The organism is Cryobacterium algoricola (assembly GCF_004402485.1).
Classification (GTDB): domain Bacteria; phylum Actinomycetota; class Actinomycetes; order Actinomycetales; family Microbacteriaceae; genus Cryobacterium; species Cryobacterium algoricola.
In genome coordinates this window covers 55661-72597 of the sequence record NZ_SOFG01000009.1, presented here as the reverse complement: position 1 = coordinate 72597, position 16937 = coordinate 55661, and the positions used below count along the sequence as shown (strand labels likewise).

Annotated in this window: 16 protein-coding genes; 4 read left to right on the top strand and 12 right to left on the bottom strand. The window is 68.4% G+C overall.

Features of this window, described 5'->3' with window-relative positions; all coding sequences use genetic code 11:
• Positions 1-6: 6 nt before the first annotated feature.
• Entirely contained in the window at positions 7-1419 is a 1413-nt protein-coding gene (locus tag E3O44_RS05625) for a cytochrome ubiquinol oxidase subunit I (protein ID WP_134533378.1), read from the bottom strand.
• A gap of 97 nt (positions 1420-1516) precedes the next feature.
• Here E3O44_RS05625 and E3O44_RS05620 point away from each other — a divergent pair, with 97 nt between their 5' ends.
• Together E3O44_RS05620 and E3O44_RS05615 are read left to right on the top strand one after the other, a co-directional pair.
• Entirely contained in the window at positions 1517-1903 is a 387-nt protein-coding gene (locus E3O44_RS05620; protein WP_134533376.1) for a BlaI/MecI/CopY family transcriptional regulator, read from the top strand.
• Positions 1904-1931: 28 nt separating this feature from the next.
• Complete coding sequence (locus E3O44_RS05615) at positions 1932-2921, top strand: M56 family metallopeptidase (RefSeq protein ID WP_134533374.1); 990 nt, start codon at positions 1932-1934, stop codon at positions 2919-2921.
• 81 nt (positions 2922-3002) lie between these two features.
• On the opposite strand, the gene E3O44_RS05610 is transcribed toward E3O44_RS05615, so the two are convergent.
• The 5 genes from E3O44_RS05610 to E3O44_RS05590 form a co-directional block, all read right to left on the bottom strand.
• Positions 3003-3929 carry an ABC transporter substrate-binding protein gene (locus tag E3O44_RS05610; RefSeq protein ID WP_134533372.1) on the bottom strand — a complete coding sequence of 309 codons (927 nt, stop codon included), beginning with the start codon at positions 3927-3929 and terminating at the stop codon, positions 3003-3005.
• Positions 3930-3931: 2 nt separating this feature from the next.
• A complete protein-coding gene (locus E3O44_RS05605) occupies positions 3932-4669 on the bottom strand; it encodes an ABC transporter permease (RefSeq protein ID WP_134533370.1) in 738 nt (245 codons plus the stop codon).
• Entirely contained in the window at positions 4666-5364 is a 699-nt protein-coding gene (locus E3O44_RS05600; protein WP_134533368.1) for an ABC transporter permease, read from the bottom strand. The genes E3O44_RS05605 and E3O44_RS05600 overlap by 4 nt, the downstream gene beginning before the upstream one ends.
• Positions 5361-6278, bottom strand: a complete 918-nt coding sequence (locus tag E3O44_RS05595; protein ID WP_134533366.1) for an ABC transporter ATP-binding protein — start codon at positions 6276-6278, stop codon at positions 5361-5363. The genes E3O44_RS05600 and E3O44_RS05595 overlap by 4 nt, the downstream gene beginning before the upstream one ends.
• Before the next feature lie 86 nt (positions 6279-6364).
• A complete protein-coding gene (locus tag E3O44_RS05590) occupies positions 6365-7072 on the bottom strand; it encodes a TetR/AcrR family transcriptional regulator (protein ID WP_134533364.1) in 708 nt (235 codons plus the stop codon).
• Between the two features lie 162 nt (positions 7073-7234).
• Between E3O44_RS05590 and E3O44_RS05585 the strand changes: the two genes are divergently transcribed.
• A complete protein-coding gene (locus E3O44_RS05585) occupies positions 7235-8281 on the top strand; it encodes an App1 family protein (protein ID WP_134533362.1) in 1047 nt (348 codons plus the stop codon).
• A gap of 68 nt (positions 8282-8349) precedes the next feature.
• Here the strand turns inward: E3O44_RS05585 and E3O44_RS05580 are convergent, their stop codons facing one another.
• From E3O44_RS05580 to hisD, 4 genes are all read right to left on the bottom strand, one after another.
• Positions 8350-8739 (bottom strand): hypothetical protein, encoded by a 390-nt coding sequence (locus E3O44_RS05580; protein WP_134533360.1) that lies wholly within the window; start codon positions 8737-8739, stop codon positions 8350-8352.
• A 176-nt stretch (positions 8740-8915) separates the two neighbouring features.
• Positions 8916-9944, bottom strand: a complete 1029-nt coding sequence (locus E3O44_RS05575) for a quinone-dependent dihydroorotate dehydrogenase (protein ID WP_134533358.1) — start codon at positions 9942-9944, stop codon at positions 8916-8918.
• 3 nt (positions 9945-9947) lie between these two features.
• A complete protein-coding gene (gene nrdR, locus E3O44_RS05570) occupies positions 9948-10466 on the bottom strand; it encodes a transcriptional regulator NrdR (protein ID WP_134533356.1) in 519 nt (172 codons plus the stop codon).
• Between the two features lie 88 nt (positions 10467-10554).
• Positions 10555-11859: a histidinol dehydrogenase gene (gene hisD / locus E3O44_RS05565; RefSeq protein ID WP_134533354.1), complete on the bottom strand. Its 1305-nt coding sequence runs from the start codon at positions 11857-11859 to the stop codon at positions 10555-10557.
• 73 nt (positions 11860-11932) lie between these two features.
• Here hisD and E3O44_RS05560 point away from each other — a divergent pair, with 73 nt between their 5' ends.
• Positions 11933-12487, top strand: a complete 555-nt coding sequence (locus tag E3O44_RS05560) for a flavin reductase family protein (RefSeq protein ID WP_241976088.1) — start codon at positions 11933-11935, stop codon at positions 12485-12487.
• Between the two features lie 26 nt (positions 12488-12513).
• Here E3O44_RS05560 and E3O44_RS05555 read toward each other — a convergent pair whose 3' ends face one another.
• On the bottom strand, positions 12514-13410 hold the full coding sequence (locus tag E3O44_RS05555; protein ID WP_134533352.1) for a lysophospholipid acyltransferase family protein: 897 nt from the start codon (positions 13408-13410) through the stop codon (positions 12514-12516).
• Positions 13411-13457: 47 nt separating this feature from the next.
• Positions 13458-16925: a DNA polymerase III subunit alpha gene (gene dnaE / locus E3O44_RS05550; RefSeq protein WP_134533727.1), complete on the bottom strand. Its 3468-nt coding sequence runs from the start codon at positions 16923-16925 to the stop codon at positions 13458-13460.
• Positions 16926-16937: the final 12 nt, after the last annotated feature.

Here is a 16937-nt window from a genome sequence, read left to right as displayed (position 1 = left end):
TTGCTCCTAGTAGACCGTGACGCGCTGGGGGGTGACGCCGGTCTCCGGGTCCGGCACCGGGGCATCCTCTGGGCCCTTGCGCACGGCTCGGGTGATCAACCGGAATTCGACGACCGCGAGCACGCCGTAGACGAGGGTGAAGGCGATCAGGGAGATCAGGATGGTCAGGCCGGTGACGTTCGGCGAGACGCCGTCCTGCGTTTTCAGGAGCCCGAACACGAGCCAGGGCTGCCTGCCCATCTCGGTGAAGATCCAGCCGACGCTCATCGCGGCTAGGGAGAACGGGAAGGACCAGATGGCGACCTTCCAGATCCAGGTCGCCTTCGGGCTGCGGCCCTTGCGGGTGAGCCAGAGGCCGACGACGGCGACCAGGATGTGCGCGATGCCGAGGCCGATCATCCAGCGGAAGGCCCAGTAGGTGACCCAGATCATCGGGGTGTAGTCCCCCGGCCCGTAGAGCGTCGTGTACTGGTCCTGCAGGTTGTTGATGCCCTCGACGGTGCCGTCGAGGGTGTGCGTGGAGAGGAACGAGAGCAGGTACGGGATGCGGACCGAGAACAGTTCGCTCACGCCGTCCGGGGTGCCGAGCGTGAAGAGCGAGAAGGACGCGTTGGCGCCCGACGCCGTGTGGTACATCGCCTCGGCAGCCGCCATCTTCATCGGCTGGGCCTTGACCATCGCGAGGCTCAGGGAGTCGCCGAAGAGGGTCGTCAGGGCGCCGGAGATGACCATCATCCACAGGCCGAACTTGAGCGCGGGGCGCATCGTGTCGACGTGCTGCTTGCGGTAGAGGTGGAAGGCGGCGACCGAGATGATCAGGCCGGCGGAGACCATGAAGCACGCGAAGATCGTGTGCGGGAACGAGGCGAGCGAGATCGGGTTGGTCAGCAGGGTGCCGATGTCGGTCAGCTCGGCGCGGCCGCGTTCCTCGTTGATCCGGAAGGCGATCGGGTTCTGCATGAAGGCGTTCGCGGCGAGGATGAAGTACGCGGAGGCGATGGACCCGACCACGGTCAGCCAGATCGTCGCGAGGTGCAGCCCCTTGGGCAGCTTGTCCCAGCCGAAGATCCACAGGCCGATGAAGGTCGCCTCGAGGAAGAACGCGGTGATGCCCTCGAAGGCGAGCGGTGCGCCGAAGACGTCACCGACGAAACGGGAGTACGTCGACCAGTTCATGCCGAACTGGAACTCCTGCACGATGCCCGTCACGACGCCCATGGCGAAGTTGATCAGGAACAGCTTGCCGAAGAAGTGCGTGAGCTGGAGCCACTTGGCCTTGTCGGTGCGCACCCAGGCCGTCTGGAAGATCGCCACGGTCAGCGCGAGGCCGATCGTGAGCGGGACGAACAGGAAATGATACACCGTTGTGAGTCCGAACTGCCATCTCGATAGCAGTAACGGGTCCAGCCACTCGTTCATGCGCCCTCCCGGCGATCGTCATTTCTACGGTACGTAGAAAACATACACTTCTACGGGCCGTAGAAGAAGACGAGGCGGCATACTAAACTCCCTCACTATGGGAAGTCTCGGTGCACTGGAGAGATTGTTGATGGATGTCCTCTGGGACTCCGGGGAATCGTTGCCCGCCAACGAATTGCGTGACCGCCTGCTCACACCGACGACCAGCGCCGCCAAGTCCAAGCCGCTCGCCACCACAACCGTGCTCACGGTTCTGTCCCGACTCGAGACCAAGGGCTTCGTCGCCCGCGACCGGGGCAACCGCCCGCATCGCTACCACGCCGTGACGACGAGGGCGGAACACACCGCCGGCCTGATGCACGAGGTCCTGGGCTCCGCGCCCGACCGTCAGGACGCACTCGCGCGCTTCATCGGAAGCGTCAGTCCCCAGGAAGCGGAGACCCTGCGCCGACTCCTCGAACCGATCACCGTTCACCCGAAGTGACGGGGCCCGGAACGGCACCGCGTTCGCCGTGCTGACCACCGCGCTCTGCCTCGGGCTTCTCGCGATCGTGCTGGCCTGGCCGGTTCCGGTGCTGCTCGCGCGCGCCGCCTGGCCGGCCGGCTCCCCCGGCGTCGCCCTCGTGCTCTGGCAGTCGATCGCACTCGCGGGCGGGCTCGCGATGATCGGGGCGCTCTTCGTCTACGGGCTGATCCCGTTCGGAGCCAACCCGGTCGCCGGCATCCGCTCGCTCGCAGACCACCTCGTGACGGGCTCGATCCCCGCCGGCACCTCCCTCGACCACGTGCTCGCCCTCTGCGGCGCCCTCCTGCTCGGCGGCCACCTCGTACTCAACCTCGCCGTCACGATCGTGCACGCCGAACGGCAGCAACGCAGGCACCTGAACCTCGTGCGGCTGTTGAGCGAACCACTCGAGGGGCGGCCGAGCACGCGGGTCATCGACCACGCCGCTCCCGTCGCATACTGCCTGCCGAGCGTGACGCACTCGGCGACGGTGCTCTCCCGCGGCCTGCTGAGGCTGCTCGACGCGGGTCAGGTGCTCGCCGTCGTCGCCCACGAGGAGGCCCACCTCGCGCAGCGGCACCACCTCGTGCTCGTGGCGTTCAAGTCCTGGCACAACGCCCTGCCCTGGTTCCCGATCGCGAACCGCGCGGAGAACGCCGTCGCCCTGCTCGTCGAGATGCTCGCGGACGACCAGGCCAGGCGGGCCGTCGGCGACCACACCCTGGCGGCGGCGATCGCGCTCGTCGGTTCGGCCGGGCTCGACCGGGCACAGCTCGACCGGGCCCAGATCGACCGAGTGCAGGGCCCCCACTCCCCCACCGAGGCAGCGGATGCCGCAGCCTTCGTTGCCAGGGACCGTCCGGTCGATCTCGTCACGCCCCGGGTGCGCCGCCTGCTGACCCCGCCGCCCCGGCTCTCCGCGGCGGCTTCCGTCGCCGTGATCGGCTCTGCCGCGGCGCTGCTCGTACTGCCGGCCCTGCTCCTCGCCCAGGCCTGAGGGACCCCGAAACGCACATGACCGCCCGGCTGCGAGGGCAGCCGGGCGGTCATGGGTCACTCCTGTGGTGGGAGGGTCAGGCTAGAACAGCTTCGCCTGGGCGAGCCACGCGGAGGCGATCTTGTCCGCCGACTCCTTGTCGTTGACACTCTGGGCGTTGAGGCTCACGAGGTCCGCGGCCGTCATCGCCGCGCTGATCTTGTTCAGGACGCCCGCGGCCTTCTCGTCGACCTTGCTCGAGACGATAGGCACGACGTTGTCCGGGAAGAACAGTCCGTCGGGGTCTGCGAGGGCGACGAGATTGTTCGACTTGATGTTCGGGTCGGCCGTGTAGATGTTGGCGAGCTGGATCTTGTTGTCGACCAGCGCCTTGACGGTGAGCGGGCCAGCGCTGTCCTCCACGGGAACGAAGCCGGCGATCGTGATGCCGTACTTGTCCTTGAGCGCCGTCGGCCCATAGGGACGCGTCTCCAGTTCGGAGTTGCCGCCGACGGTGATGGGCTCGGTAACGTTCTTCAGCGAGGCGAGATCGGTCAGCTTGTACTTGTCAACGAACGCCTGGGTCGCGGTCCACGAGTTCTGGTCGCTCGCGTCGGACCTGTCGAGGGCGGTCAGACCGCTGGGAAGGGCCTTGACGAGCTGATCGTGGACCGCATCGCTCGTCCCGCCGGCAGCGGTCTTGTCGAGCGCCTGCAGCAGGCTGCCGGTGTACTCGGGGAAAACGTCGATCGACCCGGACTTCAGTTCGGGCAGGTAGACCTCGCGCTGTCCGATCCGGAACTGGCGGTCGACGGTGAAGCCGTTGGACTCGAGCGCCTGGGCGTAGATCTCGGCGATGATCTCATTCGAGTAGTAGTCGGCGGAGCCGACGACGAGTGTCGTCGGGGCGCTAGACGCGTTACTTCCGGTGCCCAGTGGGTTACTGGACGCACACCCTGCAAGGGCTACGACGGCCCCAACCGCGACCGCGGCGACCGCCGCGAGCCGGCCTTTTTTCGCTGTGAACATTGTCAGATTCCTTTCGTGATGGCGGATTCCATCCCCGGGCGACGTCGGGTCGACGCCTTCCGGTCGACTGGGGGGCGTCCGACCGCGACGCCGCGGGGCACGACGAGTTTCTGGAGGCCGGCGAAGAGGCCCTCGAGGACGAGGGCGAGCAGGATCACCAGGATCGATCCGCCGAGCATCTGGGCGTAATCGTTGGTCTTGAGCCCGGCGAAGAGGAACCGGCCGAGCCCGAAGTCGGCGATGTACGCGGCGAGTGTGGCCGTTGCGACCACCTGCAGGGTCGCCGACCGAATCCCGCCGATGAGCAGGGGCAGTCCGAGGGGTATCTCCACATGGCGCACGATCTGCCACTCGGTCATGCCGACGGCCCGCGCCGCGTCGATCGTCGCACGGTTGACCGCCTCGAACCCCGTGTAGGCGCCGGCGAGGATGGGCGGGATTGCGAGCACGGTCAGGGCGACGTACGGGGCGCCGAGGCCGATGCCGATCCACAGGGCCACGAGAGTGAGCAGGCCGAGCGTGGGGATGGCGCGCAGCCCGCCGGAGGTCGCAACGGCGATCCCCCGGTCGCGCCCGGTGTGCCCGATCAGGAATCCGATCGGGATGGCGATGACCGAGGCCAACAGGAGGGTCACCGCCGTGAAGAGGAGCTGCTCGCCGATCCGGGTCGGGATCCCGGTCGGGCCGGGGTAGTGCGCCGGGTCAAGCAGCCACGCGACGGCATCCGTGAAGTAGTTCATGCTGTACCCCGGACGGCCGTCATCCGACTGAGTGTCGCGATGCTTTCCGGGCGGATGCGCCGGGTCCGGCGGGTCCACGGCATCAGCACCCGGCCGAGAAACACGACGGCCCCGTCGAGCACGAGGGCGAGCAGGACGGTCGCCACGATTCCGGTGATGATCTCGACCTGGATGCCGCGCTGGAAACCATCGGTGAACAGGCTGCCGAGGCTCTTCGCTCCGATCACGGCGCCGACGGTCGCGAGGCTCACCGTGCTCACAGTGACCACGCGTACCCCGGCGAGGAGCACGGGCCCGGCGAGCGGGAGCTCGACGAGCCAGAACCGGCTCCACGCCGAGAAGCCGACGGCGGTCGCGGACTGGCGCACGTCGGGGTCGACGGATGCGAGACCGTCGGCGACGACCCGCACCATGAGGGCGAGGCCGTAGAGGGTGAGGGCGGCGATCAGGTTCGCGGGCGAACGGAGGCTCGTTCCGATGATCACCGGCAGCATGAGCAGGAGCGGCAGGGACGGGATGGCGTAGAACAGCCCCGCGATCGAGAGGATCGCCCCGCGGGCCGGCCGGTACCGGTTGGCCAGCCATCCGAGCGGGAGCGCCATCACGAAGCTCAGCACGATCGGCGGCAGGCTCAGCACGATGTGGTCGAGGGTGCGGAGCCAGACCAGGTCGAGGTTCGACCAGAGCCAGGTCACAGCGGCAGGCCTTCCGCCGTCACGTCGAGCGCCGCGTCGGACCGTGCCCTGCTGGACAGGTCGGACGAGCCGGACGGGTCGGAGGGGCCGGTGCCGGAGCGCCGGCCGACGAGGACGCCGGCGGGCCTGCCGTCCGCGTCGACGAGCACGTCCGAGCCGTCCTGGCTCTCGACGTGCAGGGCGCGCTTGCCCCGGTCGGCGCCGATGAAGCTCGCAACGAAGTCGTCGGCCGGGTGAGCGAGGATCTCTGCCGGTGTGCCGAGCTGGGCGATCCTGCCGCCCTCCCGCAGGATGGCGATCTGGTCGCCGAGCAGGAAGGCCTCGTCGATGTCGTGGGTCACGAAGACGACGGTCTTACCGAGTTCGTGCTGCAGCCGGATCAGCTCCTGCTGCAACTCCGCGCGCACGATCGGATCGACCGCGCCGAAGGGCTCGTCCATCAGGAGGATGTTGGGATCGACGGCGAGGCCGCGTGCTACGCCGACGCGCTGCTGCTGGCCGCCGGAGAGCTGGCTCGGGTAGCGATCGGCGATGGCGCGGTCGAGGCCGACGGTGTCGAGCAGGTCGAGGGCATCCGCCCTGGCCTTCTTGCGGCGCACGCCGCGCAGGAGAGGCACGGTCGCGACGTTGTCGACCACCGTGCGGTGCGGGAGCAGCCCGGAGTTCTGCATCACGTAGCCGATGCTGCGCCGCAGCTTCACGGGTTCGAGCGACGCGACGGAGACGCCGTCGATCTCGATCGTTCCCCCGGTCGGATCGACCATGCGGTTGATCATCCGCAGCAGGGTGGTCTTGCCGGAGCCGGAGGAACCGACGAGCACGGTGGTGCGATGCGAGGGAATCGTGAGGCTGAAATCGTCGACCGCCAGAGTGCCGTCCGGGAATTCTTTCGTCACCGATCGGAACTCAATCATGGAAATGGCCCATTCCTCGCCTGAAATCGAATCGACACGTGCCAGCGATCTCCTACCCAATCAGGAAAGGCGCCGGATGCCAAGCTCTACTCAGCAGATTCCAAGACTGGGGCGGCCGTGCCGTGCTGCTCGAGTTCCTCGCCATAGTAGCCCGCGAGGTACACCGAGAGGACCCGTCTCGCCTCTGCGATGTACCGTTCGTCCCCCATCACGTCGGACTGGAAGCCTCTCGACAGGACCGCTGCGGCCATCTCGACCATGACCTCGAGCCGGAACAAGAGCTCAGGCCCGTATGAGAGGCCGAACCGCTCGGAGAGAACGACCGCGAGCTGGCCGGCCAGGAAGCCGACCTCGATCCCGTCTGCCGGGCTGACCGCGCTGATCGGGAGCCGCTCCCGGTCGGCGAAGTGCATGATGCGGAAGCCGGGTTCCGTCCGGTACATGTCGACGAATGCCGTGATGGCGCAGTCGATGGTCTCCCACGGCGTCTTCGGGTCTGCCAGCTTGATGTCCCTGGCCACGCGCAGTCGATACCGCTGGATGACCCGCTCCCGCAGGGCATGCAGCACTGCCACCCGGTCAGGGTAATAGCGGTATACCGTTCCGATCGATGCCCCCGCGCGTTCCGCGACCATCGCGGTCGTGATCCGGTCGAAACCGACCTCGTCGACGACGATCGCCGTGGCATCGAGCAGCCCGGACAGGCGTGCCGTACTGCGTTGCTGGATGGGTTCGATCCGGACCTGGGCGCCGGCCTCAACGATGTCCCCCTCGAAAAGGTCACTGAGTGACAATTGTCCTCCTTGAAGTAGGTCCCAATCCTACGGGTGTTGTCCCGTCAGCGGTGCCAGATCGACGCCGGGTGTCGCCCGGTCCACCCGAAAGGGGCTGCACATGACAAACTAGGAGGTGTGCCGAAGCCTTCCAGAACGACGAATGCGGGCCGACCTGCGAAAATGATGCATCGCGCAGCCCGGATCGAAGACTGGATGCACGAACGTCGCGAGCGCAGCGCCCGCAGGCGCGGTTATCTGCCCACGGTCATCCCCTACGCCGGGTACGGCAGCACCGAATGGGTCCGCATCCTCTGCCGGGTGCTGCTGGCGAAGCCGGCCAAGCCCAAGAAGGCCGTGACCCGGAGACGCTGGCGCGCAGAGCGGCGTGAGGCAGGCATCCGCGGCTGGCGCAGTTTCACCGCTGTGCCCGTGCACGACGTCACCGTCACGATCGAGATCAACGGTTTCACCCATCGAGTGAGTGCGGACCGCGGCGGCGTGGTGGACACGGTCATCCGCCTCCCGCTCACCCCTGGCTGGCAGGTCGCCAGGCTCAGCACCGACGCCTCGGCCCCCGTCGATGCGCCGTTGTTCATCGTCGGCCCGCAGGTCGATCGCGGCATCATCTCCGACGTCGACGACACCGTGATGGTCACGACCCTCCCCCGGCCGCTGCTCGCCGCCTGGAACACGTTCGTGCTCGACGAGCACGCGCGGGTACCCACCCCCGGCATGGCCGTGCTCCTCGACCGGCTCACCGTGACCGCTCCGGGGTCCCCGGTGATCTACCTGTCGACGGGCGCCTGGAATGTCGCTCCGACGCTGACCCGGTTCCTCTCCCGCAACCTCTACCCCGCCGGCGCCCTGCTGCTCACGGACTGGGGCCCCACCCACGATCGCTGGTTCCGCAGCGGTATCGACCACAAGCGCGCCAACCTGCGCCGCCTGGCCGAGGAGTTCCCCGGGATCCGTTGGATCCTGGTCGGCGACGACGGCCAGCACGACGAGGACATCTACAGCGAGTTCCAGCGGGAGTTCCCCGGCAGCGTCGAGGCCGTCGCCATTCGGGAGCTCTCACCGAGCGAGGCCGTGCTCGCCGGCCGTCGTGCGAAGGATGCCGCGCTCGAGTCGACGGATCCGCGCTGGGTCTACGGGCCGGACGGCGCGAGCCTCGCCAGGCAGCTCGTGACGCTCGGAATCCTCTCCCCGGGCGCGCCGATTTCCTGAGCCGGGCGGATCCAGCGCGCCCGACCGGTCAGCGGCTCTGCGGCTCAGCAGCTCAGAGACTCAGAAACTCAGCCGCCGACATCCGGAAGGGGCGGTTGGAACGCGGCCGTCGCGAACTCGACGACGAGAACGCCGACCGCGATACTCGCGAGCGGAGCGACCCACGCCCAGCGACGCGTCGCCGGGGACGCGAGCAGGGTCAGGGTGACGATGAAGCCCAGGATCCCGACTCCGGCGATCGACGCGATGCCGAAGGCGGGGCTCGAGCCGAGTTTGACCAGCTCGTCCTTGCTGCTCACCTCCCCGCCTCCCGGAATCGACGCGGCGAAGGCGTAGGCATTGCCCACGAGCTCGAAGACCAGGGCCACGCTGGCCAGGAAGTGGACGAGCACGGCGCCGGCCGCTGCCAGGACCCACTTCACCGTGCTGCGTGGTGCCTGCTGTCGCGTGCCGGTCATGCTCTCGACCCTAGGGGGTCGGCTCACCGGAATGCGAGTGATCCGGCGACATCGCCCGGCGCAGGAGCAGGGTGCAGTGTGCAGGAGCAAGGGTGCCGAAGCAGGGGCGCCGGCAGGGAACCCTCTGCGCCGCGTCACGGGGCAGTGCGCCCGAGCCAGGTGCCGACCGGGACCGACTACGCGCGGAGCCGGTCGAGGCCGCGGTTGACCTGCCGCGCCCACAGCGGTCCGCGGTAGAGGAACGCCGTGTAGCCCTGGACCAGGGTCGCCCCCGCGTCGAGCCGCTCGGCGACGTCGGCGGCGGTCTCGACACCGCCGACGGAGATCACGCAAAGGCCGGCGGGCACGCTCGCCCGGATCAGGCGCAGCACCGCGAGCGAGCGGGCCCGGAGCGGGGCTCCGGAGAGGCCGCCCGCTCCGAGGGCCTCGACCCGCGCGGCATCCGTCGTGAGACCCTCGCGGGAAATGGTCGTGTTGGTCGCGATGATGCCGTCGAGGCCGAGCCGCACCACGAGTTCGGCGATGCGGGTGACTTCCTCGTCGCGGAGGTCCGGTGCGATCTTGACGAGCAGGGGCGTGCTCCCGGATGCCGCGCGGACGGCGGTGAGGAGCGGGGCGAGCTGGTCGAGTTCCTGCAGGCCGCGCAGGCCGGGGGTGTTCGGTGAACTCACGTTGACGACGAGGTAGTCGGCGAGCGGCGCGAGGGCCGTGGCGCTCACGAGGTAGTCTGCCGTGGCGTCTTCCACCGCGGTTGCGCGGCTCTTACCGATGTTGATGCCGAGCACCGGCCGGCCGACGACGGCGCGCACCCGGGCGAGGCGTACGGCAGCGGATGCCGCACCCTGGTTGTTGAAGCCCATCCGGTTGATCACGGCGCGGTCCGGGATCAGCCGGAACAGCCGCGGCTTCGGGTTTCCCGGCTGCGGCAGTGCCGTGATCGTGCCGACCTCGACGTGGCCGAAGCCGAGCCGGCCGAGGCCGATCACGGCGAGGCCGTCCTTGTCGAAGCCGGCGGCGACGCCGAACGGGGAATCGAAGCGCAGGCCGAGGGCGTGCACGGCCTGGTCGGTGCGCGGACGGGTGAAACCGTGGACGAGCCGCCCGATGCCCCGGCTCGGGATGAGCCGGATCACCGTGAAGGCCAGGTGGTGGGCGCGTTCGGGGTCGAGCCGCGCGAGCACGTGCCGGAAGAGGAAGGGGTACACCGGCTACAGTTCGGGTTCGTCGTCGCTGGCGTCGCTCGCGTCGCTCGCGTCGCTCGCGTCGCTGCGCAGGCTCTCCCGGTGTTCGCTGCGGAGCTGGTCGATGGCGCTCTCGAAGTCCTCGAGGGAGTCGAAGGCCCGGTAGACGCTCGCGAAGCGCAGGTAGGCGACCTCGTCGAGTTCCCGCAGCGGCGGGAGGATCGCGAGGCCGACATCGTTCGCGGCGACCTGGGACGCGCCGGTCTGGCGGATGGTCTCCTCGACGCGCTGGGCGAGGAGTGCGAGGTCGGAGTCGGTCACCGGCCGGCCTTGGCAGGCCTTGCGGACGCCGGTGACGACCTTGTCTCTGCTGAACGGTTCGACGACGCCGCTGCGCTTGACGATGTTGAGGCTTGCGGTCTCCGTCGTGCTGAAACGGCGCCCGCACTCGGGGCACTGGCGACGGCGACGGATGGAAAGTCCGTCGTCGCTCGTGCGCGAGTCGATGACTCGGGAGTCCGGGTGGCGGCAGAACGGGCAAAACATTGTGCTGCCAGCCTAGTGCCCCTTTACGGGGGATTCACCGTCGGCCCGGGCGCGTCGCTCCATGCGCGCGCACCGGCTCCCCGACGGGTCAGACGAAGCGGGCGGTCACGGCCGCACCGTGTGCGGGGAGGTCTTCCGCGTCCGAGAGCGCCGCGATGTTGGCGGCGACCCCGCGGAGGGCATCCCTGCTGTACTCGACGACCTGCTGCGGACGGAGGAAGGTGTACGCGCCGAGACCGGACGAGAACCGGGCCTGGCCGCCCGTCGGCAGCACGTGGTTGGAGCCCGCGGAGTAGTCACCGAGGCTCACCGGCGAGTTCGGGCCGAGGAAGATCGCACCCGCGTTCTCGATGAGCGCGAGTTCGACGTGCGGGTCCCTGGTCTGGATCTCGAGGTGCTCCGGACCGAAGGCATTGCTGAACGCCGCTGCGGCGGCGAGGTCGTCGACGAGCACGATCGCGGACTGGGTACCGGACAGCGCGGCGGTCACCCGCTCACCGTGCGGAGTCGTGACCGCGAGCACGGCGAGTCTCGCCGTGACGGCATCCGCGAGCTCCGCCGAATCGGTGACGAGCACGGCCGCCGCGAGTTCGTCGTGTTCGGCCTGGCTGACCAGGTCGGCCGCGACGAGCAGGGGGTCTGCACCGGAGTCCGCGATCACGAGGATGTCGGTGGGGCCGGCTTCCGAGTCGATCCCGGTCACGCCGCGGACGAGGCGCTTGGCGGCGGCGACGTAGACGTTGCCGGGGCCGGTGACGAGCTGGACGGGATCGAGGCCGAGGCTCGGCACCCCGTATGCGAAGGCGCCGACCGCGCCGGCGCCACCCATCGCGTAGATCTCGGTGACGCCGAGGAGCCCGGCGACGGCGAGGATGGTCGGGTGCACCCGCCCATCGAACGCCTGCTGCGGCGGGGAAGCGAGCGCGATCGAGGTGACCCCGGCGACCTGCGCGGGCACGACGTTCATCACGACGCTCGACGGGTAGACGGCCTTGCCGCCCGGCACGTAGAGCCCGACGCGACGGATCGGCTGCCACCGCTGGGTGATCACCGCTCCTTCAGCGATCGTCGTGGTCACGTGCGGCGGCACCTGGGCCTCGCTTGCGAGCCTGACCCGGCGGATGGTCTCCTCGATGGCGGTGCGCACCTCCGGCGGCAGCCCCGCGAGAGCGTCGGCGATGTCGCTCTCGGGCACCCGGAGCGCGTCAGGACGTACCCGGTCGAGCCGTTCGGCCTGGTCGTAGAGCGCCGCCTCGCCGCGCGCGCGGACGTCAGCGATGAGCTCGGCCGCCACGGCACTCGCGGCGGTCACGTCGGTGACGGCGCGCGGAATGGTGGCGAGCAATTCGGCCGGCGTCGGCCGGGTGCCTCGTAGGTCAAGTCTCTGGATCATGTCTGACCAGCCTAGCCACCAACATCCCCCAGACGGGAATAGGGTGGCCTTCAGAGACCTTGAGGCAAGTGACATGAGCGACATGAACGACATCCGAGACGCACCGACCGTTCCCCGGCTCGAAGGAGATCCGAACGCCCCGCTTGATCTTGCGGCGTTCAAGCAGGCATTCCGGCGTCACGCGGCCGGTGTCGCGTGCGTGACGGCCCGCCAGGCCGACGGCACCCCGGTCGGCTTCACGGCGACCTCGCTCGCCTCGCTGTCGTCCGTTCCCCCGCTCGCGACCTTCAATATGGCCCGCACGGCGAGTTCCTGGTCGGCGATCGCCGAAACCGAACGTGTCATCATCCACACCCTCGGCGCGCGCAATCGCTCCCTTGCCGAACGGATGAGCGGACCGAACGCCCTCCGCTTCATCGGCGAGCACTGGCATGAGGGGCCGCACGGCCTTCCGGTCCTGAACGACGTGACGAGCTGGATGGTCGGCCACATCGTCGAGCGGGTCACCGTGCACAACGGTGCCGTGATCGTCGTTCAGATCGAGGAGGGCGGCCTCGGCTACGAGGACGAGGCGTTGCTGTACCACGAGCGGATGTACCGGGTACCGGGGCCGGAAGCGGCGCTCTGAACGGGGCGACCGGCCCGTCGTCCGGGTCAGGCGTCGTCGCGCCGTGACGTCTCGCGCGTCGTCGCGTCGCTCGTCGTCGTCGTCTTGCGCGTCGTCGTCTTGCGCGTCGTCGTCTTGCGCGTCGTCGTCTTGCGCGTCGTCGTTTCCCGGTTCGCCGCTTCACGCTTGAGGGCGCGGAGCCGCTGGCGCTCGGCCTCGACGACCGCCGCCTGCTCGGGAGTCGGCGCCGTACCGCCGAGGTGGCGCGGCTGCCACCATTGCCCGGAGCCGTCGACGGGATACCCGGCCTGGAGTTCGTCGACCATGGCCTGGAGCGTGCCGTGCAGTTGCGCGGTGAGTTCGACGGCGTCCCTCGCCGGGTCGAGCACGACCGAAGTGCCGAACGCGAAGCGGATCGGCACCCGGTAGGCCTCCCTCAGGCTGGGCTTGTGGTTCTTGGTCAGCAGCCGGTGGCCGCCCCAGACCGCGACCGGGATCACCGGGACACCGGCTTCCTTCGCCATCCGGACCGCGCCGGACTTGAGTTCGCGCACGGTGAACGAGGCGTTGACCCCGCCCTCTGGGAAGACCCCGAGGAGTTCACCGGCCCGGAGGGCGGCGACGGCCTCGCCGTATGCCGCGGCGCCGGCCTGCATGTCGACACTGATGTGGTGCATGCCGCGGAGCAGCCAGCCGACGACGGGCTTGTCGAACGCGCCCTTCTTGGCCAGGAAGCGGATGTGGCGACGGTTGTGCAGCCAGGCCTGCCACTCGACGAGCGCGAAGTCGGCATAGCCGAAGTGCGTGATCGCGAGGACGGCTCCCCCGGAATCCGGGAGGTTGTCGAGACCGGTCGCCGCTGCCTTCAGCCGGAAGGCCCCGAAGATGGCCCGGCCGGCCACGATCGCCGGGGTGTAGAACGGTTCGCTCGTACGGCGTGTCATACTCCAAGGCTATGCCCGGGTGCATAACCGACCGGCTATGCGCCGGCTCAGCTGAGGCAGAACGGCCCGAGCAGGCTCTTGAGCTCGCCGAACAGGTCCGCGCTGATCGTCACCTGGTACGGCAGCTCGAACACGCGGGCCGAGTCGTTCTTGATCAGCTTGAGCCGCACCTCGGAGGAGCCGCGGTGCCGGATCAGCACGTCGCCGAGCGCCGTCACGGTGTCCGTCGTCGCACGCGCCTCGCTGAGGGTGATCGCGAGGGTGCCCGAGTCGCCGGTCTGGCCGAGATCGGGCGCGAAGAGGCTGTAGGCGTGGATGTTCATGCCGTCGTCCCGCAGGCTCACCCGGCCGCGCACCACGACGATCGAGTCGCTGATCAGCGCGGGGGCGAACTCCTGGTACGCCTTGCCCATGAACATCACGTCGATGTCGCCGCCGAAGTCCTCGACCTGGATGATGCCGTACTGGTTGCCGCTCTTCTTGGCGATCCGGTGCTGGACGCTCGTGATCAGGCCGGCGATCGTGACGGTGTCGGCATCCTGGGTCTGCTCGGACGCGAGGAGATCGGCGATCGAGGTCGACGCATGCTTCGCGAGCGGGATCTCGAGCCCCGCGAGCGGGTGGTCGGACACATAGAGGCCGAGCATGTCGCGTTCGAAGGCGAGTTTCTCCTTCTTGCTCCATTCCGGCCGGTCGGGCACCTGCTCGGTCTCCTGCGGGTCGTCGAAGAGGCTGTCGAAGTCGAAGCCGACCATGCCGTGTTCCTCGTCGCGCTTGATCTTCACGGCGGATTCGACGGCGCCCTCGTGGATCTCGACCATGGCCCTGCGGGTCGCTCCGAGGGAGTCGAAAGCACCGGCCTTGACGAGGGACTCGACCGTGCGCTTGTTGGCGACCTGGATCGGGACCTTGCGGAGGAAGTCGTGGAAGGACTCGAAGCGCCCCTTCTCGTCGCGGGAGGCGCGGATCGCGTCGACGACGTTGAAGCCGACGTTGCGCACGGCGCCGAGCCCGAAGCGGATGTCGGGGCCGACGGCAGCGAAGTAGCCGATCGACTCGTTGACGTCCGGCGGGAGCACCTGGATGCCCATCCGGCGGCACTCGTTGAGGTAGAGGGCGAGCTTGTCGCGGGAGTCGCCGACGCTCGTGAGCAGGGCCGCCATGTACTCAGCCGGGTAGTGCGCCTTGAGGTAGGCGGTCCAGTAGCTGACCACGCCGTACGCCGCGGAGTGCGCCTTGTTGAACGCGTAGTCGGAGAACGGCAGCAGGATGTCCCAGACGGTCTTCACCGCCTCCATGGAGTAGCCGTTGGTCTTCATCCCGGCGGAGAACCCGGCGAACTGCTTGTCGAGCTCCGACTTCTTCTTCTTGCCCATGGCGCGGCGCAGCAGGTCGGCCTGGCCGAGCGAGAAGCCGGCGAGCTTCTGCGCGATCGACATGACCTGCTCCTGGTAGACGATCAGGCCGTAGGTGGTGCCGATGACGTCCTTGAGGGCTTCCTCGAGTTCGGGGTGGATCGGTACGATCTCCTGCTGGCCGGTCTTCCGCAACGCGTAGTTGGTGTGCGAGTTCGCGCCCATGGGGCCCGGCCGGTAGAGGGCGATGACGGCGGAGATGTCCTCGAAGTTGTCAGGCTTCATCAGGCGGAGCAGCGCACGCATCGGGCCGCCGTCAAGCTGGAAGACGCCGAGGGTGTCCCCGCGGGCGAGCAGTTCGTATGCGATGGGGTCGTCGAGGCCGAGGTCCTCGAGCACGGGCCTGTGGCCGCGGTTGACGGCGATGTTGTCGAGGGCGTCGTCGATGATGGTGAGGTTGCGGAGCCCGAGGAAGTCCATCTTGATCAGGCCGAGCGACTCGCAGGCGGGGTAGTCGAACTGGGTGACGATCTGGCCGTCCGCCTCGCGCTTCATCACGGGCACGATGTCGATCAGCGGGTCGGACGACATGATCACGCCGGCCGCGTGCACGCCCCACTGGCGCTTCAGGTTCTCGAGACCGAGCGCGGTGTCGAAGACCGTGCGGGCCTCGGCATCCGTCTCGATGATCGCGCGGAAGTCGACGGCCTCGCGGTAGCGCGGGTGGTCCTTGTCGAACATGCCGGTGAGCGGCATGTCCTTGCCCATGATCGGCTGCGGCATCGCCTTGGTGAGCTTGTCGCCCATTCCGAACGGGAAGCCGAGCACCCGGCTGGAGTCTTTCAGGGCCTGCTTGGCCTTGATGGTGCCGTAGGTGACGATCTGGGCGACCCGCTCGGAGCCGTACTTCTCGGTGACGTAGTGGATGACCTCGCCGCGGCGACGATCGTCGAAGTCGACGTCGAAGTCAGGCATGGAGACACGGTCTGGGTTGAGGAACCGCTCGAAGATCAGGCCGTGCACGAGCGGGTCGAGGTCGGTGATGCCCATCGCGTACGCGACCATCGACCCGGCGCCCGAGCCACGACCGGGGCCGACGCGGATGCCGTTCGTCTTGGACCACATGATGAAGTCGGCGACGACGAGGAAGTAACCGGGGAAGCCCATCTGGGCGATGATGCCGACCTCGTAGTCGGCCCGGGTGCGCACCTCGGCGGGGATGCCCTTCGGATACCGGCGGGCCAGGCCGAGCTCGGTCTCCTTGATGAACCAACTTTCCTCGTTCTCGCCCTCCGGGGTCGGGAAGCGCGGCATGTAGTTGGCCTGGGTGTCGAACTTCACCTCGCAGCGCTCGGCGATCAGGAGCGTGTTGTCGCACGCCTCCGGGTTGTCCCTGAAGAGGTGCCGCATCTGGGCCGCGGTCTTGAGATAGAACTCGTCGGAGTCGAACTTGAAGCGGTTGGGGTCGTCGAGGGTTGACGCGGACTGCACGCAGAGCAGGGCGGCGTGCGCCGTCGCGTCGTGGGCGTGCGTGTAGTGCAGGTCGTTCGTGGCGACGAGCGGGAGGTTCAGCTCCTTGGCGAGGCGGAGCAGCTCGCTCATGGTGCGGCGCTCGATGTCGATGCCGTGGTCCATGATCTCGCAGAAGTAGTTCTCCGGACCGAAGATGTCCCGCAGCTCCCCCGCCGCCTTCTTCGCTTCGTCGTACTGTCCGAGACGGAGGCGGGTCTGCACCTCGCCGCCGACGCAGCCGGTCGTGCCGATCAGGCCGTTCGAGAACTCGCTCAGCAGTTCCCGGTCCATTCGGGGCTTGAAGTAGTAGCCCTCGAGCGACGCCTTCGTCGAGAGGCGGAACAGGTTGTGCATGCCGGCCGTGTTCTCGGCGAGCAGCGTCATGTGCGTGTATGCGCCGCTGCCGCCGACGTCGTCGCGGTTCTGGCCGCTCGTGCCCCACCTGACCCTGGTCTTGTCGCGCCGGTCGGTGCCGGGGGTGATGTACGCCTCGGTGCCGATGATGGGCTTGATCCCGGCGTCCGTCGCGGACTTCCAGAAGTCGAACGCCCCGAACATGTTGCCGTGGTCGGTGATGGCGACCGCGGGCATTCCCTGTTCGACGGCCTCTTTGATCAGCGGTTTGACGCGCGCGGCTCCGTCGAGCATGGAGTATTCGCT

Coding starts and splice junctions, on each gene's coding strand:
- E3O44_RS05625 (WP_134533378.1), bottom strand. CDS start 1,419: ATGAACGAGTGGCTGGACCCGTTACTGCTATCGAGATGGCAGTTCGGA.
- E3O44_RS05620 (WP_134533376.1), top strand. CDS start 1,517: ATGGGAAGTCTCGGTGCACTGGAGAGATTGTTGATGGATGTCCTCTGG.
- E3O44_RS05610 (WP_134533372.1), bottom strand. CDS start 3,929: ATGTTCACAGCGAAAAAAGGCCGGCTCGCGGCGGTCGCCGCGGTCGCG.
- E3O44_RS05605 (WP_134533370.1), bottom strand. CDS start 4,669: ATGAACTACTTCACGGATGCCGTCGCGTGGCTGCTTGACCCGGCGCAC.
- E3O44_RS05595 (WP_134533366.1), bottom strand. CDS start 6,278: ATGATTGAGTTCCGATCGGTGACGAAAGAATTCCCGGACGGCACTCTG.
- E3O44_RS05585 (WP_134533362.1), top strand. CDS start 7,235: ATGATGCATCGCGCAGCCCGGATCGAAGACTGGATGCACGAACGTCGC.
- E3O44_RS05580 (WP_134533360.1), bottom strand. CDS start 8,739: ATGACCGGCACGCGACAGCAGGCACCACGCAGCACGGTGAAGTGGGTC.
- nrdR (WP_134533356.1), bottom strand. CDS start 10,466: ATGTTTTGCCCGTTCTGCCGCCACCCGGACTCCCGAGTCATCGACTCG.
- hisD (WP_134533354.1), bottom strand. CDS start 11,859: ATGATCCAGAGACTTGACCTACGAGGCACCCGGCCGACGCCGGCCGAA.
- E3O44_RS05560 (WP_241976088.1), top strand. CDS start 11,933: ATGAGCGACATGAACGACATCCGAGACGCACCGACCGTTCCCCGGCTC.
- E3O44_RS05555 (WP_134533352.1), bottom strand. CDS start 13,410: ATGACACGCCGTACGAGCGAACCGTTCTACACCCCGGCGATCGTGGCC.
- dnaE (WP_134533727.1), bottom strand. CDS start 16,925: ATGCTCGACGGAGCCGCGCGCGTCAAACCGCTGATCAAAGAGGCCGTC.